General features: G+C 48.7%; 20 protein-coding genes and 1 pseudogene. 5 read left to right on the plus strand and 16 right to left on the minus strand.

Annotated elements, in window-relative coordinates; translation table 11 throughout:
* Positions 1 to 6: 6 nt before the first annotated feature.
* Both JKP81_RS02980 and JKP81_RS02985 read left to right on the plus strand, forming a co-directional pair.
* Positions 7 to 1,917, plus strand: a complete 1,911-nt coding sequence (locus JKP81_RS02980) for a DUF3696 domain-containing protein (protein WP_200550555.1) — start codon at positions 7 to 9, stop codon at positions 1,915 to 1,917.
* The gene (locus JKP81_RS02985; RefSeq protein WP_200550556.1) at positions 1,904 to 2,932 is read left to right on the plus strand and encodes a hypothetical protein; all 1,029 of its coding nucleotides are present in this window, start codon (positions 1,904 to 1,906) and stop codon (positions 2,930 to 2,932) included. The genes JKP81_RS02980 and JKP81_RS02985 overlap by 14 nt, the downstream gene beginning before the upstream one ends.
* Positions 2,933 to 3,291: 359 nt before the next feature.
* Here the strand turns inward: JKP81_RS02985 and JKP81_RS02990 are convergent.
* Both JKP81_RS02990 and JKP81_RS02995 read right to left on the minus strand, forming a co-directional pair.
* Positions 3,292 to 3,552 (minus strand): annotated as a pseudogene (locus JKP81_RS02990) (integrase core domain-containing protein); the annotation flags it as partial.
* A gap of 110 nt (positions 3,553 to 3,662) precedes the next feature.
* Positions 3,663 to 4,691, minus strand: a complete 1,029-nt coding sequence (locus tag JKP81_RS02995) for an NAD(P)-dependent alcohol dehydrogenase (protein WP_200550557.1) — start codon at positions 4,689 to 4,691, stop codon at positions 3,663 to 3,665.
* Between the two features lie 102 nt (positions 4,692 to 4,793).
* On the opposite strand from JKP81_RS02995, the gene JKP81_RS03000 reads away from it, so the two are divergent.
* Positions 4,794 to 5,717 carry a LysR family transcriptional regulator gene (locus tag JKP81_RS03000; RefSeq protein ID WP_200550558.1) on the plus strand — a complete coding sequence of 308 codons (924 nt, stop codon included), beginning with the start codon at positions 4,794 to 4,796 and terminating at the stop codon, positions 5,715 to 5,717.
* Between the two features lie 371 nt (positions 5,718 to 6,088).
* Entirely contained in the window at positions 6,089 to 7,036 is a 948-nt protein-coding gene (locus JKP81_RS03005) for an ArdC family protein (protein WP_200550559.1), read from the plus strand.
* Between the two features lie 193 nt (positions 7,037 to 7,229).
* Here JKP81_RS03005 and mobC read toward each other — a convergent pair whose 3' ends face one another.
* From mobC to virB11, 6 genes are all read right to left on the minus strand, one after another.
* A complete protein-coding gene (gene mobC / locus JKP81_RS03010) occupies positions 7,230 to 7,976 on the minus strand; it encodes a MobC family replication-relaxation protein (RefSeq protein ID WP_200550560.1) in 747 nt (248 codons plus the stop codon).
* Between the two features lie 9 nt (positions 7,977 to 7,985).
* Positions 7,986 to 9,845 (minus strand): type IV secretory system conjugative DNA transfer family protein, encoded by a 1,860-nt coding sequence (locus tag JKP81_RS03015; protein ID WP_200551059.1) that lies wholly within the window; start codon positions 9,843 to 9,845, stop codon positions 7,986 to 7,988.
* Between the two features lie 710 nt (positions 9,846 to 10,555).
* On the minus strand, positions 10,556 to 10,861 hold the full coding sequence (locus JKP81_RS03020) for a dpoa decarboxylase (protein ID WP_200550561.1): 306 nt from the start codon (positions 10,859 to 10,861) through the stop codon (positions 10,556 to 10,558).
* Positions 10,862 to 10,910: 49 nt separating this feature from the next.
* Positions 10,911 to 11,213 (minus strand): TrbM/KikA/MpfK family conjugal transfer protein, encoded by a 303-nt coding sequence (locus tag JKP81_RS03025; protein WP_200550562.1) that lies wholly within the window; start codon positions 11,211 to 11,213, stop codon positions 10,911 to 10,913.
* 48 nt (positions 11,214 to 11,261) lie between these two features.
* Entirely contained in the window at positions 11,262 to 11,660 is a 399-nt protein-coding gene (locus JKP81_RS03030) for a cag pathogenicity island Cag12 family protein (protein WP_200550563.1), read from the minus strand.
* Complete coding sequence (gene virB11 / locus JKP81_RS03035) at positions 11,657 to 12,676, minus strand: P-type DNA transfer ATPase VirB11 (RefSeq protein WP_039493181.1); 1,020 nt, start codon at positions 12,674 to 12,676, stop codon at positions 11,657 to 11,659. Before virB11 ends, JKP81_RS03030 begins: the two co-directional genes overlap by 4 nt.
* A 37-nt stretch (positions 12,677 to 12,713) precedes the next feature.
* Between virB11 and JKP81_RS03040 the strand changes: the two genes are divergently transcribed.
* Positions 12,714 to 13,718 carry a hypothetical protein gene (locus JKP81_RS03040; RefSeq protein WP_200550564.1) on the plus strand — a complete coding sequence of 335 codons (1,005 nt, stop codon included), beginning with the start codon at positions 12,714 to 12,716 and terminating at the stop codon, positions 13,716 to 13,718.
* 309 nt (positions 13,719 to 14,027) lie between these two features.
* Here JKP81_RS03040 and JKP81_RS03045 read toward each other — a convergent pair whose 3' ends face one another.
* The 8 genes from JKP81_RS03045 to JKP81_RS03080 form a co-directional block, all read right to left on the minus strand.
* Positions 14,028 to 15,269: a TrbI/VirB10 family protein gene (locus tag JKP81_RS03045; protein WP_200550565.1), complete on the minus strand. Its 1,242-nt coding sequence runs from the start codon at positions 15,267 to 15,269 to the stop codon at positions 14,028 to 14,030.
* Between the two features lie 12 nt (positions 15,270 to 15,281).
* Positions 15,282 to 16,193, minus strand: a complete 912-nt coding sequence (gene virB9 / locus JKP81_RS03050; protein WP_039493187.1) for a P-type conjugative transfer protein VirB9 — start codon at positions 16,191 to 16,193, stop codon at positions 15,282 to 15,284.
* Positions 16,193 to 16,876: a virB8 family protein gene (locus tag JKP81_RS03055; RefSeq protein WP_039493189.1), complete on the minus strand. Its 684-nt coding sequence runs from the start codon at positions 16,874 to 16,876 to the stop codon at positions 16,193 to 16,195. Before JKP81_RS03055 ends, virB9 begins: the two co-directional genes overlap by 1 nt.
* Positions 16,869 to 17,006 (minus strand): hypothetical protein, encoded by a 138-nt coding sequence (locus JKP81_RS03060; RefSeq protein WP_017346468.1) that lies wholly within the window; start codon positions 17,004 to 17,006, stop codon positions 16,869 to 16,871. Before JKP81_RS03060 ends, JKP81_RS03055 begins: the two co-directional genes overlap by 8 nt.
* Before the next feature lie 92 nt (positions 17,007 to 17,098).
* Positions 17,099 to 18,163 (minus strand): type IV secretion system protein, encoded by a 1,065-nt coding sequence (locus JKP81_RS03065; RefSeq protein ID WP_200550566.1) that lies wholly within the window; start codon positions 18,161 to 18,163, stop codon positions 17,099 to 17,101.
* Positions 18,164 to 18,173: 10 nt separating this feature from the next.
* On the minus strand, positions 18,174 to 18,398 hold the full coding sequence (locus tag JKP81_RS03070; protein WP_039493194.1) for an EexN family lipoprotein: 225 nt from the start codon (positions 18,396 to 18,398) through the stop codon (positions 18,174 to 18,176).
* 11 nt (positions 18,399 to 18,409) lie between these two features.
* Complete coding sequence (locus JKP81_RS03075; RefSeq protein WP_039493196.1) at positions 18,410 to 19,114, minus strand: type IV secretion system protein; 705 nt, start codon at positions 19,112 to 19,114, stop codon at positions 18,410 to 18,412.
* Positions 19,115 to 19,134: 20 nt separating this feature from the next.
* The gene (locus JKP81_RS03080) at positions 19,135 to 21,879 is read right to left on the minus strand and encodes a VirB3 family type IV secretion system protein (RefSeq protein ID WP_039493198.1); all 2,745 of its coding nucleotides are present in this window, start codon (positions 21,877 to 21,879) and stop codon (positions 19,135 to 19,137) included.
* Positions 21,880 to 21,887: the final 8 nt, after the last annotated feature.

A 21,887-nucleotide genomic window follows, 5' to 3' on the forward strand; every position in this document is an offset into this window, starting at 1 on the left:
GGAAAAATGATTAATAATATCTCCATTCATAACTTCAAATCTTTAAATACATCAGAACCAATTGAGATGGGATCGTGTCTATACTTATGTGGACCTAATAGCAGTGGAAAAAGCTCGTTTATCCAGGCTATTTTAATGATAGCTCAAACATTCTCCAGCAATTTCAAAGATGGAAGAGTTATCCTAAATGGTAACTTTATTAAACTCGGGGCGTTCGAGAATATACTTAATCATTCAACTGATTTAAATGAGATATCAATCTCATTTGATCTTTTTCCAGAAAATGATTTTTTAAAGAAAGATGGGATTCAAAAGATATATTTAGAGTTTTCTTTTGGTTCTATTGAGTCGGATGTTGACAAAAGACGATACAACCCTGAATTAAATCGAGTTAAATTAGTTACTTTCAGTAATAACTGTGACTTTGATAATTTAAAACCCAAACTGTCATTTGAGGTGGAAAAATCCTCGTTAATTAGATTAAATTTATATGGTGAAGATATAGCTGATTTACAGAAGATTTATCCAGGATATGAATTTACAGGAGTATCTAAGTTCGATGGATTTATACCAACTAAAATTCAGTTGAGTTATCAAGTCTCAAAGAAAATAAGTCAAGACTTGATACCATTGATGATTAATGAAGAAAAGTTTTTATTTAAGAAAAATATATTTAAAGATGTAGAAAAAAGAGAGCTATCTAATATCTTTATACCGGAAGTGTTTGCCATTAGAATTGTCGAGTTAATTAACGATAAGTTAAGTAATTTAAAAAGAGAGCTGAACATTCCTTCTGAAAAATTTAATGAACGTTATGTCGGCTTAGAAAGTGTATTAACTGTTGGGTTAGAAAGTTTCAAAGAGGATTTTATTGCTATTAACTTTAAATTAAACTCTTCTGATATACCTGATCATTTTTTAAAAGCTAAAACACATATTAAAGAATGGCAATATTTAATCGAAAATCTAGATCAAGAAAAACGCCAACAATTAATAGTTTTATTGGATGAGAACCGGGCTCAACTTCAAGAAATTTGGTTTGAAAACTCAAAGAGATTAATAGCTAATACTGAATATGAAATGCCGGTTCTATCTGAAATAAATGAAGTAATATATAAGCATTTTGCTAGGGGAATAAAATACCTTGGTCCTCTTCGAAATGCACCTGGGCCATTTTATGATACAAACCAGTATGACGACGAAAGTGTTGGTTTAAGAGGTGAGTTCACTGCAGCACTTTTATATAAAAAGAAAAATATGATAATCTCATACAATTTTCCGATCCTATTTAATAAAGAACAAAATATTAAGTTCGAGGAAAGGCGCGATACTTTATACAATGCATGTATTTCGTGGTTATCATACTTAGGTGTTCTCACAGAAATTGAAGTCGGAGATAGGGGAGAGCTTGGTTATAATTTGCAAGTCAAGAATGTTAATGACAAAAAACTACAAGGATTAAGTCATGTTGGGGTTGGTGTAAGTCAGGTTTTACCTATAATAGTAATGTTGTTACTTTCTGAAAAAAATGACATTCTTATTCTTGAGCAACCTGAATTACATTTGCACCCTAAAATCCAATCAAGATTATGCGACTTGATAATTGCTTGTTCTACAACAGAAAGGCAATGCATTATTGAAACACATAGTGAATATATCATTAATAGATTAAGGTTAAGAATCGCACAATCACCTGATTCGAAATTAATAAACTCTAATTTTTTATATTTTGTAAATAAAGTACAGAATTGCTCATTTTTCGAAAAAGTCGACATTAACAGGTTTGGAGCAATACCAAATTGGCCTGAAGGCTTTTTTGATCAAACTGATAAAGAGATTGAGAAAATACTAATTGCAGCTAGTAACAAAAGCAAAAAGGAAAAGAGTTCAATGGAGGATACAGATGCTGATTATTAACACTGAGTATTTGATTGCCCCATTAATTTGTCGTGGGAAGTTTCTTGAACAGTATGTTGAAGATCTAAGGATAATCAATGAAATCATAGATGACGCGAATGTTCAGGTTTTTAAAGAGTATGACATTTTATCGGAGATGGGTAAGGTTGATTTCTATCCGTCAGATTCTTATTTCAAAAAAATAATTTCACAGGATAAAGATACCAGATTTAGTGCTAATGATATTGTGAGAACGCTGTATAAACTTGTAAACGCTGTCCCTGAATTTAGCAATGATATTGATAACTATGATATTGAATGGAAACCTCAAATAACGTCTCCGATATTATCTTATCTTTCAGAAGAAAGAAAATTACACTATAGAAATTTATTCCATAAGATTATTTTCCAATCAATATTATCTCAGCAGGAAAGTTATATTTTCTCAATTCAAAAAAACAGTTCATATAATACTAACTTCGAAGTTGAGATAGATGCAGGAATAACTCTAATAGAACCTGATGTTCTAGGTGAAATGCCTTTTAATATAAACAAAAAAGTTACAGTGTTTGGTAATGTTAGGGATGTTATTGTAAAATTAAATGGCTATGACTTTTATAAAAGTGCTGATTCAATACAAAGTCTAAAGTTGGCTTTTTATTTCGGCGTGCTAAATTACGTATCTATCAATAATCTTAAGAGGTCTATTTCTTGGGATGATTTTGACATCGGTGGGAGTTTCTACAAATCTTTAGTGGATAATCAATGTGCTCATACCCAAAAATTTTCTGCTTTGCTATATGATATGGTTTTGAGAATAATTTGTCGTAAACGTGAAGATCTTGACATCAATCCATTCAGAAAATCAAAAGACTCTAAGGAACAAATTGTGTTTGAGGGGTTTAAGGGTTTTAGGTGCCATCTTACAAAACATCATGAAGGGCTAAGACTTATGTTTTGGGTTGATCCAGAAACCCGGAGATTAATCTTAGCTAACGTTGGTCCAAAAATGGAGTTGGTAATTGCTGAACCCTAAAAATTTCGTGCTTACTATTTAATCTATTGATTAAATCCTCTAATCAATAGAGGGTTTAATCATTATTGTTCAAAGTCAATAATGAAAGGAATCATTGCCTTCGTTTAATGACTAGTTATCAACCCATCTCCTCTAAACGTTATTGTTGGTACCTTGAATTAATATCAGCCTCTCTCGTGAAATTCCCAATAATTGGAGCCTCTATCATTGCTGGTATGTTTATTTCATGATTAAAAAATCCACATATACTAGTTATTTGTAAGCACGCCTGTTATAGTGATTACCTCCCAATATTGGTTCCAAGGGTAATCAGAGAACCGGGATTTTTGATCCCTTCCCAATATCGATGCCAGGTCAAATCAGAGATCCGGACCGTTTTGCTGACTCCGAATAAACTCCTCCGGAGTCTGATTATTTAATCATGAAGGGGCCTCTCTCTGTTATATTCCTGTCGCCACTGTTCGATTTTCTCCTGAACATTCCAGCGACAGGAACCAGTGCACATTCAGACATTCATCACGGAGGCTGCCATTAAATGACTCGACCAGCGCATTATCTGTGGGTTTTCCCGGTCGTGAGAAGTCCATCGTCACCTTATTCTCATATGCCCATCTGTCCAGCAATTATGAGATGAATTAACTGCCATTACCTGTCTGCAGCCGGAGCGGCATACGGTGTTTCATTTGCTTCATGCGCTCGATACAGCAACCACATGCTCTCTACTAGATGCTTAACCGATTCGGATGACGATTTTCCCGAATGGTCCTTCCTCCAGATGTGTGAAGGCTGCCTGCGCGTCAGCTAAATTGTATATTTTATCAATCACCGGTTTAATCTGATGGTGGTCAACCGCCTGACATAAATCTTCGAAAGCCCGTCGGTGGCCCACAGTAATCCCCTGAATAACCGCTCTTTTAAGCATCATGGGGACGGCAGGAACCACCATATCATTGCCCTTAAGGAAACCAATCTGAGCAATCCTGCCTCCCGGTGCAAGGGCATCCGCAGACAGGCGCAGGTTATCCCCACCGATAAGCTCCAGAATATGGTCAAATCCGCGCCCCCCGGACAGTTCAGAAGCCCGCGATGACCATTCCGGTGTCAGGCGGATATTAATCAGACCTGATGCCCCAAGCGCCTTTGCACGCTGTAGCTTTTCTTCACTACGGGAGAGAACGGTCACTTCCGCCCCCAAGGCCCGTGCCAGCTGGAGCCCTGCCAGTGCTACGCCGCCGGTTCCCTGAACCAGCACCCGCTGTCCCTTTCTGAGATTTCCTGTTTCCACCAGCGCGAACCAGGCCGTCAGGGCCGCAACCGGCAGAGTAGAAACTTCTTCATCACTCAGTGTATCAGGAGAGGCGACTGCTACATCTTCGTGGAGTATGACATATTCAGCCAGCATTCCGGGCAGCGGGCCGCCCAGTGAGCGGCCATGACGGACCATGTCTTCCGGTGCATCGGCATCCACCCATTGCGTCCAGAAATTCCCTGTGACACGGTCTCCGTTACGAAAACGGGTCACGCCGGGTCCTTTTGCGACAACAACTCCCGCCATGTCTGAAACGGGCGTGAAAGGCATTTCCGGCAGGTCAGGCAACAGTTTCCCCTCCAGCACCAGTTTATCCCGGTAGTTAAGGGAGACCGCAGAGACTTGAACCAGCAACTCGTTATGCCCTGGTTCCGGCAAAGGCACGTCTGCCAGGTGGAGATTTTCAGTACCGAAAGACGACAACTGCCAGCGTTTCATCATTTGAGCCATAGTGATTTCTCCAGTAAGTTGGAAAAATCATCTTATTGGCAACAATGCGGCGTGTATCGCGATATAAAGGAGTAATATTTCCTCCCATATGGAGACAATTTAATGGCATTCGTTCTGCATTCTCAGTTACTCAGCATGGTTGCTTTTGTGCATACCGTGGAGACAGGCAGTTTCACCGCTGCCGCAGTCCGGATGGGCGTATCAAAATCGGCGACCGGCAAACATGTCGCCCGCCTTGAACAACGGCTCGGTGTTAAACTGCTGAACCGTACCACCCGCAGCATCAGCCTGACCGAAGAGGGGGAGCTGTATTACCGGAGCTGCCTCAGGGTTATGGATGAGCTTGATGAAACAGAATCTCTTCTGGCGTCCCGCAAAAAGGTGGTTTCAGGTACGCTGCGCATCAGTCTTCCCGTCTCATATGGCCGGATTTGTGTCATGCCTGTCCTTGCTACGCTGTGTTCTGAATACCCAGAACTTAAACTGGATATCACGTTCACCGATCGCCGGGTGGACCTTATCGAGGAAAATATCGATCTTGCTGTGCGACTTGGTGACACAGGAAACTCTGCCAGTCTTGCCGGGCGAAAAATTGCCACTCAGCGTTCTGTCATATGCGCTTCTCCTGCATACATTAATCGTCACGGCCTGCCTGGCAGTGCAGAAGAGCTGCTTTCACATGCCTGCCTGGGCTTTTCAAGGGATGGCAGAGTATTGCCCTGGAAAGTGCAGGATGAAAATGGCCGCATGGTCCTGCTTGAACCCACTATCCGTCACATTGTCAGCCACGGGGAAGCTTTGCGGGACGCGGCTGTCGGAGGGATGGGGATTGCCTTCCTGTCAATATGGCTGGTCGGAGACGAAATAGCTAAAGGGCAACTGAGGATTATACCTGTTAAGACCCCCGGGTATGATGCCCCGGTTACGGCGCTGTGGCCTGTTTCAAGAAATCTCTCACCCCGGATCCGGGCGGTGGTGGATAGACTGTACGCTGCGTTCAATGAGGAAACAGCCCGGACCCGGTAGTGATTAATGCCAGAACGAGACAATTTAAGAACAAACCGCCCCCGGTTAGAAGGATTGTCTCGTCCGGCAGGAAAGAATGCTAACACCTACATGAAGTTCCTGTCAGTGCCAGTCCCCGACTCAACACCACCTAAATCGACATTTCACCACTGCGGAGTAAGGTGCGCTACGCCCAGCTATGCAAGGGAAAGTTTTTTCTCCTGTGCGCTTTTCATTCCTGTATCGGCTTCCTGTTAATCGTTTCCCAACGCAACCCGTCCCGCAAGGGTAAATGGCACGCATGCTGCGCCCTTGCGGGCCAGAACGCTGCCGGGAAAGCGAACCGTCAGGCGATACGAAGACGAAAATCACACGACTGATGGAGAAAAATCATGGCTATTTCCCTGCATACCACCCAGACTAGCGCCCCTAACGCCGCCGCGGCGACCAGCGTATCCCCGCTGGACCCGTCAGGCTCCTCAAAAACGAAATTTTCTAAAACCAGAACGGATATTTATCAGACCGTTACCGACAACATCATTACAGCGCTGGAAGCCGGTGTAAAACCGTGGTCCTGCCCGTGGCAGCGTGTATCGGGCATGTCTGGTCTGCCATCCAATTACGCCACTGGTGCGGCTTATAGTGGCATGAATATCATGTTGCTGTGGTGCAGCGCATCTAAACAGGGTTTCAGCGATTCCCGCTGGATGACTTACAAACAGGCTCAGGCAGCAGGTGGACAGGTTCGCACGCGTGAACGTGGCACAACAGCTATTTTCTACACCACCCTGGAGAAGGAAAACGATGCCGGAGAAGTTGAACATATCCCGATGCTGAAAACCTTCACCGTGTTTAACGTTCAGCAAATCGACGGCCTGGCCCTGACAAAGGAAACCGTCAGCCCGGAAGCAACCTTTGACCCGTTGCCGCAGGCTGAAAACCTGTTCAGGAAGAGCGGCGCAAACATCATCGAGAAAGGACAAAATGCTTTTTTCAGTCCATCAACAGATGAAGTCTGGCTACCGGAGCGCCATCTGTTTTCGGATGCGGCTAACTTCTACGCTACCGGCCTGCATGAGCTTGTCCACTGGAGTGGGGGAAAAAAACGCCTGAACCGTGAAATGAAAGGGAAGTTTGGCAGTGCGGATTATGCAGAGGAAGAACTGGTGGCGGAGCTGGGAAGTGCCTTTCTGATGGCGGATTTGGGGATTGATGGTGAGGTACAACATGAAAGCTACATCGCTTCCTGGCTGAAAGCGCTGAAAAACGACAAGCGCTATATTTTCAAAGCGGCCAGCGCCGCCTCTAAAGCACATCGTTACCTGATGGATAAACTCTGAGACCGGAATCAGACAACCGCAAGGGAATGCGGTTACATGGTTTTTAACCGGCAACGCTGCAAGGTGCAGACTGAGGCGGAACGCAGCTCAGCGAGTACCGAACAGTCTGCGCCTCGCAGTGGAATAAAAAAATTCCGGCCTGGCGGTATCGCCGCCAGGCCGGTGAGGCCATCACGATGGCCTGAGTAAAAGCTTACGTATAGCTGCCTAATGACAGGTGTTTCAGTTCATCAAAGGTATAAATGCGAAACACCCGACGGTGGCGTTCTTCCAGCGGGACGTGCTGATGGTTGATGATTACATGCCTGATGCTGTCAAACAGCAGTTCAAGCGAACGCTTCTTCTGTGGATCGGGCACAACATAAAAAACGTAAATCCACTGCTTGCGGGTACGTGCCAGCAGGTGGCTTGCCATGATCGACTGATAACGGGCTCGGGTTTTCAGGCGGCGCTCGGTTTCAATGGCAATAACGTTACCGTCAGGCAGGGTCAGTAACCCGTCCGGGCGATGTTTCACCTGATACTGGCTGATAAAGGTGGCACGGTCGCCGTTAATCCATCCCGAAGCGCCTTTCTTCTCCAGAATAAGCCTGGCGGCCTGATTATCAAGATGATGCTCCAGCGTCCAGCCGGTAATTCTGGACGGTTCAAACCTCGCGGGAAAGATTTTATCATTCGGGGTTAATACCACCGCCAGCCCGTCGCTGGTGATCCCCCATAATGAAATCTTGATTGTCCGTGATTCAAGCATATGCTTCTGGATTAACCCCATTCGCTCCGTTTTTGCCAGCAGCGAATAAAGCGACTTATGATCCCGGAAACCAAATAACAGCATCAGCGTTTTAAAATCGCTATAGGTCTCTTCTTTCAGGAAATTAAGCAGTTGTTTTATTTTCTCGTTGTTGCGCATCTGACGCTCGTGATATGTCGGAATTAGCATAACCTTTCCTTAAAAATCCAGCGGGGACAGGTGTTCTTCATCATCAGGCTCCGGCTTTGCTGATTTGACTTTGGTTTCGTCAATGAAATGATCCGGGTGCGTTGTCATCACATCCGGCATGGCTGGTTTATCATCGTCGCCAAAATCCAGTGTGATCTTAACCGGTGCCGCTGCTGCGGTAATTTCAGGAGAAACCGAAAAGATTTTTAACCGACTCTTTCTGACCTTTATTGGCGACATCAGTGACGCAGCAGGAAGTGACTTTGTCGTAAAGATAAAGCTGACAAAATCAGGCAGGTTCAGGATCATATTACTGTCAATAAAGAAACGTTCGGCCTGGCGAATTGTGCGCTCACTGTCGATAGTCTCCGTCAGCATATTATCCGTTTTAGCCTTACGGAGTTCGTCATCTACCAGAATAGTACCTGACATTCTTGCCACCCATTCCGCCGTATCCGGGTCCATGACGCGATAAACCAGTTTGAATTTGGCATTTTCAACGACAGCCCCGACAACGGCGTCACCTTTCAAATCTGCCGGGCAGTCTTTTAAATCGGCAATGGACTGGTGGTCCATAATAATATGCACGCCTTTATCGCGCGCCGCGCCTAATCCCTCCAATGCTGGTCTGGACAAATGGTATTTAAGTTCGGAAAGATAAATGGCAATGGGGCGAGGTATGTCTGTTATACGGTCGCGCCTTTCTGCTAACTGGTAAAGGCGAACCAACAGCATACGCTGGGCAGTAATAATTTTGCTGTTTCGCATGGAGCCGATAACATAACAGCAGCCGCCTTCATCAAAAATTTGTTTAAGGGAAAAACCTTTCGGTGAATTGATGGAATTTAATAATGCCAGCTCTTCAATTTTTCCAAAAAAAGCTTTAATTTTTTCAGCAATTCCCTGAACGTAATCACCATTATAAACATCACGGATTGTTGCTAATGGATTATCGCTGACAAATTGTGCGGCCATTCGTGCGGCTTTTCGGTCATCAATGCGATAAAAGTCCGATTCCAGACCTTTTTCTGCCAGACTGAAACCCGCAACAAAAAGCTCTTCCAGTTCATCGGCGGTAATATCTTCAATCAGATTTAATTGATATGTCTGTTTTCTCAGGTCAATTAAGGCAAAGGATTTTTCTGCATCCTCACATGCTTTGCGGTAAAGGTGTGGAGCCCATTCATCATCCTTAGGGTCCATAACAAAGACACCTTCACCGGCCAGAATACTTTGGTAAAGCAATATGCCGGTGGCAACCCCTTTACCGGCCCCGGTGGTGCCGATAATATCAGCGTGTTGTTTCTGCCAGTCTTTTAACGGGAGATACATTGGTTCGTTCTCCCTGTCCATGCCAGTAAAAATGCCTTTATTCAGGTCGATATAATCCAGCGGATCATAATGCAGTGTTTCCGGCAACAAGGACTTTACTGTGCGGACATCGGTGCGCAATTCCCGTTCAAGAGTGGTCTTTTTAACAAGGTGTTTCTTTATTTTGTCCAGTTCCGGCGTGAATATCCGGCGAAGCATAATATGAAAAATAATCCCGGTTACAGTGAAAGCAATCCGTACTGACCAGGCCAGTACTGTATTATCACTGGTGAGTCTGGTCTTATACAGCCACTGAAAAAAGCCGATAACGACCGGGGCCAGTGTGCCAGAGAGAAAACACACCATGGAAAAAGCCATAATCAGCTTTTTCCACAACGGGGCTTTTTGCCGTTCATCGCTTTTCATCGACGCAAAAAACGGCATCGTCATCCCCGCTAATAATGCCAGCATCAGTTGTTGCTGTTGCACAAAAGCGAGCAGCGCCAGCATCCCGTTCACTATCGGCGACAGTGAAGCGGCAAGCTTATTTAAAATCATCATGCCTCCTTCGTCAGCGATTCGCCCCATAACATCGCCCCGCCTTTTCGCCCCACGGGGTCGGGCGAAAAGGCGGGGCGAGCGTATGGGCAAAGAAGGTGGCCGCTGTGCGGCCATATGTAGGAAAGCATGCTTTCCTGCACGAAACGGCGTGCGCCAGTACATGCGGGCTGGACGCCCTTATTGCCTGTCGCATGGGGGTAATGTTGTGGCTGGACGCCGCGCCAAAACCCCCAGGGTCAAAGGCGGCACACCGTCGCCCGCTACGCGCGACCAACCCCTTTAAGACGCGCGTTTCGCCTGTTTTTTCTCGCAGGCTCCAAAAAACGGGAACGCTGCTTTAAAGGGGTTGGTCGCGCCTGATCGGCAATATTCCCCGCTGGGGCGGGAAATATTACCTGGCTTGACGGTGTGCGGGGCTTTGCCCCCCAAATAAACCGCTGTCGTGGGCGACAGCTTTTCGCTCGCTGGGGCGGCGAAATTTATTCGGCTCCCCCCGGCCTGCTCAATTCGCTTTGGGCGAATGTTCGCAGGTGGGCGCGGTGCCTGAAAATTAGCAATTTCTGCGAAATTGAATTTTCTGTCCGCGCTCCACATACTTATTTTACGGCTTAACAATTTCTCCGAAATTGAAGCCAAAAATAAGCATGCTTTAAAACCGCCGTCTGTCAGTCTGTGGCGTCATTCGAGACATTATCAATGTTTGTTATTCACATCTGTTCGCGGGCTATATCAGCCCGGCATTCTCGTTCAGCGTTTAATACTGCATGGTAGGTGTCATCATCGACTTTCGTTCCCTGACTTTCGGCATACCGCCTGAGCTTCTCGGCGTCCGATTCATTAAGCTGTGACAGACGATGTCGCAATAAACCGATAAATCGACTCTCATATATCTCGTAATAAAGCCCGCATCCCTGATTGGCTTCTTTTGAAAGAGAATCATAGATACATGTGACAGATATTCTGTCGTGATGCGTTGAGTGTATATTGGCAATAAACAAGTCTTCTTTATTCACTTTTGTTTCTCCATGCAGGAAATATATTAAGATTACGGCCAATGTCAGATTACCCTCTGAACCTGCCAAACCTGGAAAGGATTTTATTCACCGCCTCCGGGTCAGCACTGGCACATATTCCCAAGAAAGCTTTTCTGGCATTCAGTGTGTGGTTAGGTAAAAAACCGTGTTTATTCTTTTTTACGATATTGAAGAAAGCACGCTCCGCAGAACGACATTCACTTCCTCCGCTGTTTCCGGTTGCTTTACCGTACATACAAAGCACCACTTCACATGGGTCAGCAGCGAAAGAATAAACAGGTGTTCCGGCAGCAATGCACAGCACTGCAGTCGCAATAACGGAATATTTCATGATGAAGTCCTTACAGTAAGGCCAGTTTCAGAATGTGAGGGAACGGTTTTAATGCGAAAAATAAATGCGAGTGTCGCTGCATGTCAGGCATCCAGAGACAGGTTGATATTCAATAACGCCTTTTGCGCCATATCGACGCAGCCAGTTTTTTGCAATAAAGAATTCTGCGCCTGATGGCGCTGCAACAACAATACGCGCAGAGTGGGCGGCCGCGTAAAATACAGAGGGCGTCCAGCGTGTCTCATTAAAATTCCGTGTGTGGATGGATAATAACCATTTATCTATAACAATCGGAGAAGGAATAATAATCAGGTTGTCTCGCCATTTCGGTAAACCGGTATTCACTGACTGGCCCGGTTTATCCCATTCAACAGTAACCGGTGGCGGGGGTGAAGAACAGCCGGAAAGTACCAGCGAAAATAGCAGCATATTTATAACCTTCATCATGCTTTCATCTCCTCAAAAAAGGCGCTGCGGTGCAGTGGCCGGAAATAAATATCATTCATCCGGCGCACATTACCGTCAAGGTCGATACTCACGATAACGTCCAGACTGTCCAACACCTTGCGTAACATAAAGGTGTAAGGGAGTCGGGCGCATTGCGGGTTTTCATAACAACGGGTAATAAAACCGTCTACCGCTTCCATTGCCGAACCGGCATGAATAGAGGTCATACTGCCTTCATGGCCGGAACCGGTTATCTTGAGAAAATCCCAGGCCTCACCGCCGCGTACTTCGGTTAATAGTATGCGGTCGGGATTCATGCGGTAATTCCAGCGCAGCAGGTTGGCGGGCGTCACAATTGACCCTTTTTCATCTGCCGATTCCGACGGATAAAAAAGGTGGACGTAGTTTTTATGAATAAATAGGGTGATTTCTGGATTATCTTCAATGGTCGTAATACGAAGATGGCGCGGAATAAAACCAATCAGCATCTTCATATAAGTGGTTTTCCCGGTACTGGTTTCCCCGGCCACCGCAATGGTTTTACCGTATTCCACGCATTTCTCCATAAAGCGCGGAATGTCTTTCGCGTTATATAAGGTCAGTAATTCCTGATCGTGCGTCTGCGTTTTTTCTGTACCCGTCACCCGGTTATAAAACCCGGCGTCGATATAGTCCTGATGCGGGATCTGCACCAGTGAGGGTTTACGCAGGGTGATGGACACCGTGTTACGCTCGCAGGCCGGGGGCACAATCACCTGACAACGTTCGCCTGATTCCAGCGTGGCTGACAGCCCCGGCTTGATATCTTCGATATTGTCGCCGTGATGCTTCGCCAGGCATCTGGCAAAGTAGTAGCAGCCTTCATAATCTAGCGGAACAGTATGCTGTTCCCAGATGCCACCAATTTTGGTGAATAGCTCGCCTGGGCGGTTGACGGCGATCTCTGTCAGTCCTCGGCGATCCAGAAAATCGCCAAAAAATCGCTGCTTATAGCGGTCGAGAGATAGGTTTTTCATGTGATATCCTTGAATCGGATAAATGTGTGGAGGGAGCATGTCGAAGACGAAGGTACTGTTCGCTTATTGCCATGAACTGGGGCGCTGCTTGTCCATTGATGAAGCGCGAACGGAATTTTTTTCCAGAAAGCCGGAAGAAAGAAAGCGGTTCACTTTTTCCTGTAGCGATCGCAACTGTAATGTCACCATCAGTGGCGTTAACTATCACGTCAAAGCTGAAGATGGTGAAAAATTCAAGGCCGCACACTTTCGTTCACCCCATCCTCACAAGTTCGGATGTGAATGGGTCGCGTTTACTGAAGATGCCGAGCAGGGCAGACGTCCGGACGAATCAGAAGCTGATTTCACGGAAAGAAAAGCAAAGCAAAAGCTGACGGACTATATCAACTGCTTTGATCCTTCAATTGATGACCCTGATGGTGAGCCAGCCGATCCCTTTAAGCTTGTTACTCCAGCTTATGTAAAAAAACCTGTCGGGGATGATGAAGAGTCCGATGCAGGTGAAGAGCCACGCTGGAGTCGATACACGCGAACCAACCAGCTGCAGCGACTGATCGACACATGGCAGGAAGCGAAAGAAACGTTGCCTGATGAGTTCAGGGCGTTAAGACTCAGGATCATGCACCACGGTCAGGTCTATCTTCATGAATATATAACGCATATTCAGCGAGGATTGACTAACCCGTACGCGGGTGTCATCTATGGCGGCGGGACGCTAATGCATCGGTATGGACGGGGTTTTCTTTTTAATTTCTTTGATAAACATGAGGGTAAACCTGTTCGCCTGTATGTCAGTAAAGATCTGATGGCGAAAGGCCGGTTTGGTCATTATATCGATGAAATACTGGACACAGAAAACGTCAGGTATTTCCGTGTGTTTCTGCTCAATCCGGTTGTTTCTGAACGGGAAAACAGCGCAGGAAAATCCGTTATCAACCTTGAAATATCAAAGCTGCGTCAACTGGCGATTTACTACGAGCTGAACTCCAGCAGGGCAGATGATTCTCCATCCCCGGAGCAGGAGGGGGACAGTCCGGCATAGCGGGCTAATGTCGTCACAAGAATGATAATATCGGTGACGTCAGGCAGCGATATCTGCTTATGTGCCAGCTGGATATCGTCTGAGGTAAAAGGCGGTACATCCAGAGAACCTTCACCGATGGTGAGGCAGAATGTTTGTTCTTCCCCAAAGTCAATGATGAGCTCTGTCAATGTGCCCCCGGCACGATAACATGTCATGACTATTCTCCTGATCCCGGTAAGGTGTGACATTACGTCGTTGACTACGGCATTGTTGTAATCGTCCCTGACGATGACGTCTGTCGCGGTAACGCCAAACAGAAACTTTCGATTATTCACTCTTCAACCTCAGCGTATAGATGCCGGAAAAATCAATATCCCGCCCTGTGATCAGATTGATGATCTCCCCCTGATTTTTGTCGAGGGTCGGTGGGATATTGATGCTGTTTTCCAGCGTGGTACGTGCCATATCCGCCATGGCCTGACGGCTGTTTTCGGTATAGTCCGTGTTTCGATCTTTCTGACCAGCACTGTTGGATGCCCATGCACCAATATCAGGGATCATACCAACCAGTAATGCGCCACCGAATCGCTCTCTGAAATGCGTGTCGATCCAGCCGTCAACGCCAGCCTCGCCCAGTTCTCCGGCAGCACGGGTATCGACCAGCGGAATATCAAGGTAAGGGGGCTGGCGGGTACGCAGTTTTGTAATGATGAGAAAGGCGCGTTCCTGTCCGTGGGCCATTCCTGTCGCTGCGCCAGTCTGGTAAACGCCTGAAGCCGCAGTCCCTTTTTCAATCAGTTTCGTATTACCGCTTGCACTCCAGATATCCTCGGCGATCGTGCAGCGGATTTTCCCTGCCCGGTCCGAGACAAAGCGGTAATCCAGAGAACAGGGAATAGCGGTATTTTCGGGGACGTACAGGTCCGGGTTGTAGGGAATACGCTGGACCGCTGCAGGGGAGGGGGCCGGTTGTGGCGCAGTGCTGTTTTGCTGAACAATGGATGACGTTCCTGACGGTTGCCCGTCAGAGGTTGCCTGCGTCATCTCCTGCTGCCGGGTCCGTACCGGGGTTTGGGCCGCAGCGGCTGACCCATCGCGACGAACCAGAAAATGGGCTTTATCAAGTTGAGGCGGCATCTCAGCCTCCGGGGCTGTCGTCATGCGCGGGTTGTTTTCCGCCGGTTCCGACGCTTCGGCTTCGGCATTTTGCGTACCCAGATCGGTACGCTGCCGGTAATCTGTCCGGTTCGTCTGTGGCGCAGCATCCTGCCGATTTTCTTCACCGGGTTGCCAGAGAAGATTGCGGTATACCCAGTTGCCCGCCCATGCCAATGCAATCAGCGCAACGGCGGCGATCGCCAGAAACGCGGTGGCTTTCCCGCGCCTGCGCTTTTTCAGTTTGTTGACGGCGGGTTGTAGTGGATCATTCTTTTCATCGTCCTGCTCTATGAGAAGTGCCGCTTCCCGCTTTGTACGGGCCTCGCGCTCCAGCGCGGCGATATCGTCATCTGTCTGTGCCGGAGAAGGTCGGACTCCATCAGACACAGAATGCTGGTATTCGTCATTCATCTGCATGACTCCTTAGTTGTCATTGGGTTGAGGTTTTTCTACCCGTTCAACCTGCGGAGAAACCGTGGCACCATCAGCGGCCTGGACATAACCAAAACCGCGATTTTCCAGACCGACCACTGCGTTTCCGGAACGCAGGACCAGACGGGGCGTGATCTCCTGAATAACCAGTACGGTGAAGTTGCCTTTTCTGCGGATACTGCTGTTAACCACATGCTCCTGGCCGTTCAGCTCTTTCGTTACGGAGGGGATGGATTTGGCCGGAGAGAAACCCACGAACGTAAACCGGCCATCGTCATACGCAAAATCCGGAACGATACGGGTGCTGTCGCGCCCCGGATATTTGAGGTAGTCCCAGTTGCGTGGCGTCTGCGCGGCATTCAGGGCCTGCTGAATGTCAGTCTGCTGCTGTTTTTGCTCCCGCTCCAGCGCTCTGGCCGCTGTCTCACGGCTGGCCTTCTCCCTGTCTTCGACCGGATAACGGTAACTCACCTGGAAAGCAGGCTGCTGAGGTGACTTATCATCGATGACGTTCAGCTCGACGTTGTACAGCCGACGGGTGGTGACGATCAGCATGTTGGTATGCCAGTCCTGGTTGTTAGGGGGGATCACCACCTGCGTGGTGTTGCCGTCTGCGCCGGGCGCGCCCTGAACGAGCGCCACCGGGCGGACGTTGACCCGGTTGGCGTCCGGTGTGGCTTCCCACGCTTCTTCAAAACCGGGTCTGGCACTGATAACCGCTTCGTCGCTGTCAAACACCAGTGTGGTTATGAAACCGGGACGGGTATTGACGACAGTAACGTTCAGCGGGTTATAGACAACCTGCTGAACGCGGGCATCATAGCTACTCGCCTGCGGAACGGCCGCGCTCCATGCCGTGCCGCACAGCATCAGCGCCAGTGCGATAAGGATGATGCTTTTCATTATTCACCTCCCCGGATTTCACGGTCTGCCTGCCAGCTGGTCACGGTAAAACCGAACGGGTTAATCTCCCGCTCCGTATCGCTCATTTCTCTGCCGGGATCGGATTGGAACGTCAGGCGGGCATCCCAGTATTCGGTGCGGATACTGTTATCAGCGAGGCGGCGGATAGTCTTTTTGTATCGGAGAGTTGCGACTTTATCGGGGACAGTGCCTTCGGTGATCTGGTTTGACAGGATGTCGATTTGCACGGTATGAGCCGCGTTCTGCCAGACCTTGTCTGGGGCATCTTTTCCGGCATACAGCGCCAGGTAGTCATCGTTAACCTGAGGACTGTTATAAACCTGTACTGTTGCATAATCGTCCTGCAGGGAAGGGTACACGTACCGTTCACGCAGTCTGACGTAGCTGGCGGTCATCGCCTTCTGATAAGCGTCCTCGCCCGTCAGGCTGGTCTTTGATACGCGGCTGACGTGCTCCACCCGCCCGGTATGATTATCCACGGTGTACAGTTCAACGACCGTTTGTTTCAGCGGCAACATCAGCACTATGGCGATAAGCGCCAGTGCGGCGAGGAGCAGGCCCGCGCCGCCCACCATAAACCCGGCTTTCGTGGCACGTTTGTCCCGCTCAATCATCTGCTGCTCAAAGGTGCGGGAATCCGCAATGAGGGTCTGTTCACTCATGACTGTTTAACTCCGCCATAATCTGAGGGGTGTTCACCGGGATGCCCTGACCACCAAAGGCAGGAGGACGGGGAGACTGTGCACAGCCGGAAAGCGCGCACAGCAAAGCCAGCGCAATCAAGCGTTTCATGGGATTTTTCCTCAGTGAGATCAGTGGAATGAAAACACGGCTATGTTTTCACAAGGGATGTAACGGGGAGATTTCGACCAGGGATGACAGATTTAACGATGGAATTTTTGAACAGCCGTTTCTCTTGATCGCGCCAGTCTCCGGGCTTCGTTGCGGGCAATCATCTGTTCAATCGCATTCTTACGTGCCTGAGCCGCACTGTATCCCGGACCACTGCCGGGTTTACCCGCACTGGCATTTCTCCAGCCCTGAATATTGTCCTGAAGGGTGCGGGTTGTCAGCTGCCCGGCTCTTGCTGCCAGTTTCCCGGCACCAAACGCTGCCGCGCCGATACCCACCGCTGCCAGCCCCTGCATAGATATGGTTGCACTGGCTCCGGCCAGCGCTCCGGCCAGTTTTGCGGAGAGGTAGACCAGTATTGCAGCGCAGACACCGGCCAGACAGACCTGCGCGCCTAACTCCACAATGTTGGATTGTGCTGACAGTTGGGTTGCAATATCTAACCGCGAGTTTAGATAATTAACGACAATGCGCAGTGATAACGCAGAAAACAGAACCGTTAATATGGCGGCGAAAACATTTTGCAGCCAGTTGTTAAACATCGGGCGTAAAAAGCCATACAGCAGACAAAAGATAAATACGGGGGCGGTAATACTCAGCAGTAAAACCATGACTTCCGCGATCATTGAAATAAAGGCGGTGATAATCATTAAAACGAATATTCCGAGCCAGACATAAAATTGAGCCGTCATACCCTCATCTTTTATGTATGTTGAGTTATCCATGTCGTGTAACGTTTTACCCAATACCTTCGCTTTACCCCATAAGCTATCCAGTAACTGCCAGATATTATCGCTGCCGGAAAATCCCTCCTTCAAGCCATTAATGGCGTCAATAACCCCATCGAGATAACCGCTGAAATTTGCCACAAAGGAAAGGATGATCGCCATCCTCATGATGTCCCACATGACATCCTCCATTGGCGTGGACAACTTACCAGCCAGAGTCTGGTAACCGCGCCACATGATATAGAGCGTGGCTGACGTTGCCGCCAGCCCCACCATCATGGAAGAATATGACATCATCAGTCCCTTTGTGGCGTCAGTAACACCTCCTATAAGGTGCTTTTCCACGCCGATAAATACACCACCGGGCATATTAACCTCGCTATGAGTTCAGGTCGGGAGTGGGGGCATTTAACTGCTGAATCTGATAATGGGCTTCATTGGCGTTTTTACAGTTATCGGAAGCATCGCCGATTTTTTGGCATTTTTCGTACACCTCTTTTAGCTCATCGGGATGATCTTTGTACCACTGAGTGGTTTTGGCTTCTTCTTTGCAGCCATTGATGATGAATAATAAGGACAGGATAGAAAAGGTTAATAAACGCATGTGAGACTCCTCTAGCGGTTTAAATCAGGGGTTGGCGCAGTTAACTGTTGCTGATTCCACTGTTTAATACGCTCACCCTCCAGTACTTTTTCGCGTTTTTCTGCTGCCTTAACGCTCATTTCCCACTGGTCAGTGAGCGTGTTCAGCATCACTGATTTTAGCTGAATGCTGTTGGCAAGGTCCTGAGACTCCTTTGAGTCTTTGGATAGTGCGATGCGGTTAGAGAGGCCGTTAATCTCGCCCAGCGTTTGGCTGACCTGCTCCTGGATCTCGCCAGTCTGCTCAAACTGTATCGCTTTATTGATGACCAGCTGTTTGCAGGTATTGGCATAACTTCCTGACTGATCCGCGTTGCAGGTATCGAAGGCCCGGTACTTCGCATATAGCGTATCGAACTGTCCGGAGGTGCCGCCGGAAAGTAGCAGGTCATTGAGTGTCTGGCCCGGTTTGCGCAGTTTTTCCAGATCTGATTTCAGACTCTTCGCCTGATCCACAAAATCAGCGATATCACGGACGCCGGTGGCTGTCGCCAGCTGGTTTTTATACGCCTGGATCTGACTCTGATAATGTTGCGCGGTCTGCATCCAGCGCTGCGCTTCTTTCAACCATTCGAGCTCACGCAGCGGGTCAGCATCAACAAGGACCGGAATACCGGCGTGCGCCAGCGGGCTGACAATGACGCACGCGAAAATCAGGGCATGAAATCGCCTTTTCATCATGGATCTCCTTTGGGTTTTCAGAGTGCCTGAGCCAGGTAGGGTTCCAGCCATTCATGGGGCTGCATGCCTTCACGGTACAGGGAATCAAAGATTTCGAGGTTGTCGGCGCTGCCGCTCATCACTAGGGTGTATCTGCCGATACCGGAGAGGTCGAGCGTCACGCGTGCAGCAAAACGTTTTGTGTCGCCACGCCTGAACTGATTTTTCACGACTACATATTGACGGGCCTGCGGATCCAGATTTTTCACCACATCGAACACTTCCGGTTCAAACTTCATCCCGTCAACATAGTGCGCCCGGTCGGCACTGGGGTTGGCTGCCAGGATCTGCGTGCCGCACTGCTCAATCACGGCGGGCGCAATCTCATCCCTGATGATCTCCGCCGGGGACTGGGTGCCCACAACCAGCATCCCGTTGAGCTTACGAATGGTTTTCAACCGGTTATAGGCGAAATCCTTAAAGATCGGATCCCGCAGCCATTTCCAAAACTCATCCATGAAGATAACCAGTCGTCGTCCGTCGAGCAGCGTGGTGATGCGATACAGCAGGTAAAAGGAGATCGGCGCACAGACATTGGCATCATCCAGAAACTCCGTGCCGTCAATGCCAAAGTTATCGCAGTGGCTGATATCGAAGGTATCCGATGCGTTATCAAACACCCAGCCAAACTCGCCACCCTGCGCCCACTGCGACAGACGAATACTCAGACCGTTCTCCTGCGCCTCACGGGTGGCAGGCTCTGGCAGATTCTCCAGTAAACGGGTGATCCCATGGATCCGATACTGTAGTTCATTACTCATCACCGCCTGTACGGCGTCATTCAGACGGCGTTCATCACGGGGCGTGATGGTCGCGCCGTTACGCGTACACAGCAGTTTCATCAACTGACTGATGAAACTGATATTGCGTTTCGTCGGTGGCAGAGAAAACGGGTTCCACCCCGTGGGGTCGCCATGTGTGATGCGGTAGTAACGGCCTCCCAGTGCCCTTATATTCATCTCCGCGCCCCGATCCTTGTCCAGATAAACGGTGGTCAGTCGTTTGGTTTTCGCATCAGGGGAAAAACTGTCCTTACGCCCGTATTTCTGCTGCATGTTTTCAAGGAACGTCATCAACATGGTTTTACCCGAACCGTTGGTGCCAAGAATGCAGGTACTGGCCGGGTTCTTCTCATTGAATTCGTCCTTGTCCGCCAGCGTGTTATGCAGGTTCAGATAGTAACCATCGCCTGAGGGAGTGCGCAGTAGGGCCATCGCATCCCCCCAGGGCGCGTTATCGCGCTTGCCGGGGTAAAAATTGTGCAGTGCGGCTAGCTCAACAAAATTCTGGCTGCTCAGTTCGCCCTTGCGAGGCCGCAGATGATAGTTACCGGGCAACTGCGCCATAAACGCGGCTGAAAGCGAAAGCGCGGCGGGAACCGGTGTAATGCCGAGGTTGTTCAGGGCATTGCTGATTTCACTGGTATCGGCCACCAGATTGTCCAGTGAGTGGGAAAACACCATGATGGCGAAATGGTGTTTTCCATAGGCGATTTTCCCCGAGGTCAGCATGTCAAGTGCTACATCCAAATCCAGTCGCTGGGAAACGGCATCATCATCTGCACTCATTAACAGACGGCGGGTGCGTTTGATGGCCTTGCGGGCTTCTTCGCGTGACATGCAGGTGTAGGATTGCGTGATCACGTAATCGCAGGGGGCGTACAGCAGCGAGTCCATCATCCCTGTCGCGGTCTCCTCCGGGAACTCCTTCACCTCCAGCCCCCGGAAATACCCTGTACCGCTGGCGTGGTTTATCTGTCCGGACTCGCCAGAAAAGAACAGCGCTGCCGATCCCATCATCGAATACACCGGAGTGCGGGTGACGCGCACCTTACGCCAGTGGTGCGTCAACAGGTACTCATAAAAGGATAACTGGGAGGAGAATACCGAGTGACCTTCGGTGAAGGTGCCGAGAGATCGTGCGGCGTAGCGTGACAGTGCGGTATCGAGCGAGCCTTTGATTTCCAGCATTTCCCGCAGCGCAGCGTCCAGCTCTTTCAGCTTCTGGCCGTCATTCATGCGTCTGCGCCCGGCCTTTTCCAGGCTGACAAACGGACGGTAACAGACGGTCAGGAACAGACGGTTACGGCGAAACGGATCCGCTGCCAGCGAGGCATAATACAGACGGCTGATTTCATCGGCGTAAGGATTGCCGGACGCTTTATGCAGCGAGTCCGTGAACGGCTCCCGCACGTTATGGATATAAAAGGTAACAGGCATCCCCTCGAATGAGCGGATAAGCCCGTGCAACTGATTGCGGTCAATACTGAGGGTTTCTTCTGACTCGCAATCGAACGGGGTGCCCATCAGTTCCCAGGTGCAGTAGAGGTCACTATTTGGAGAGCGAACAACATGCTGATGAATATGCGATGAATACGGAATGTACTTCCTGAGCGTGGCACATTGATTCAGTTTCATGGCGTTGAGAAACTCCGTGATATCAACAGCATCATGCTCAACGGGCATAAATGTTGTTGCGCCAAACAGACGGTTTGCTGCCGGTTTTCCTCTTGCCCTGAGCCAGACAGAAATCAGGCTGAACCGCATGGGTTCATTACGGGTGACAGACTTCATTACCAGAAATTCAACCGGGAGCAAGGCAAGGAAAGCGGCGGAAGTCCAGACAGCGACGATGATGGTGATACCTGTGACACCCAGCAGGGGGACCATCGGCACCCCCCATAGTGCCGCCGGGCGTTTCATTGCCTTAAGTAGCTTTGCCATAGATGACC

The organism is Kosakonia sp. LAM2021 (assembly GCF_016620385.1).
GTDB lineage: Bacteria > Pseudomonadota > Gammaproteobacteria > Enterobacterales > Enterobacteriaceae > Kosakonia > Kosakonia sacchari.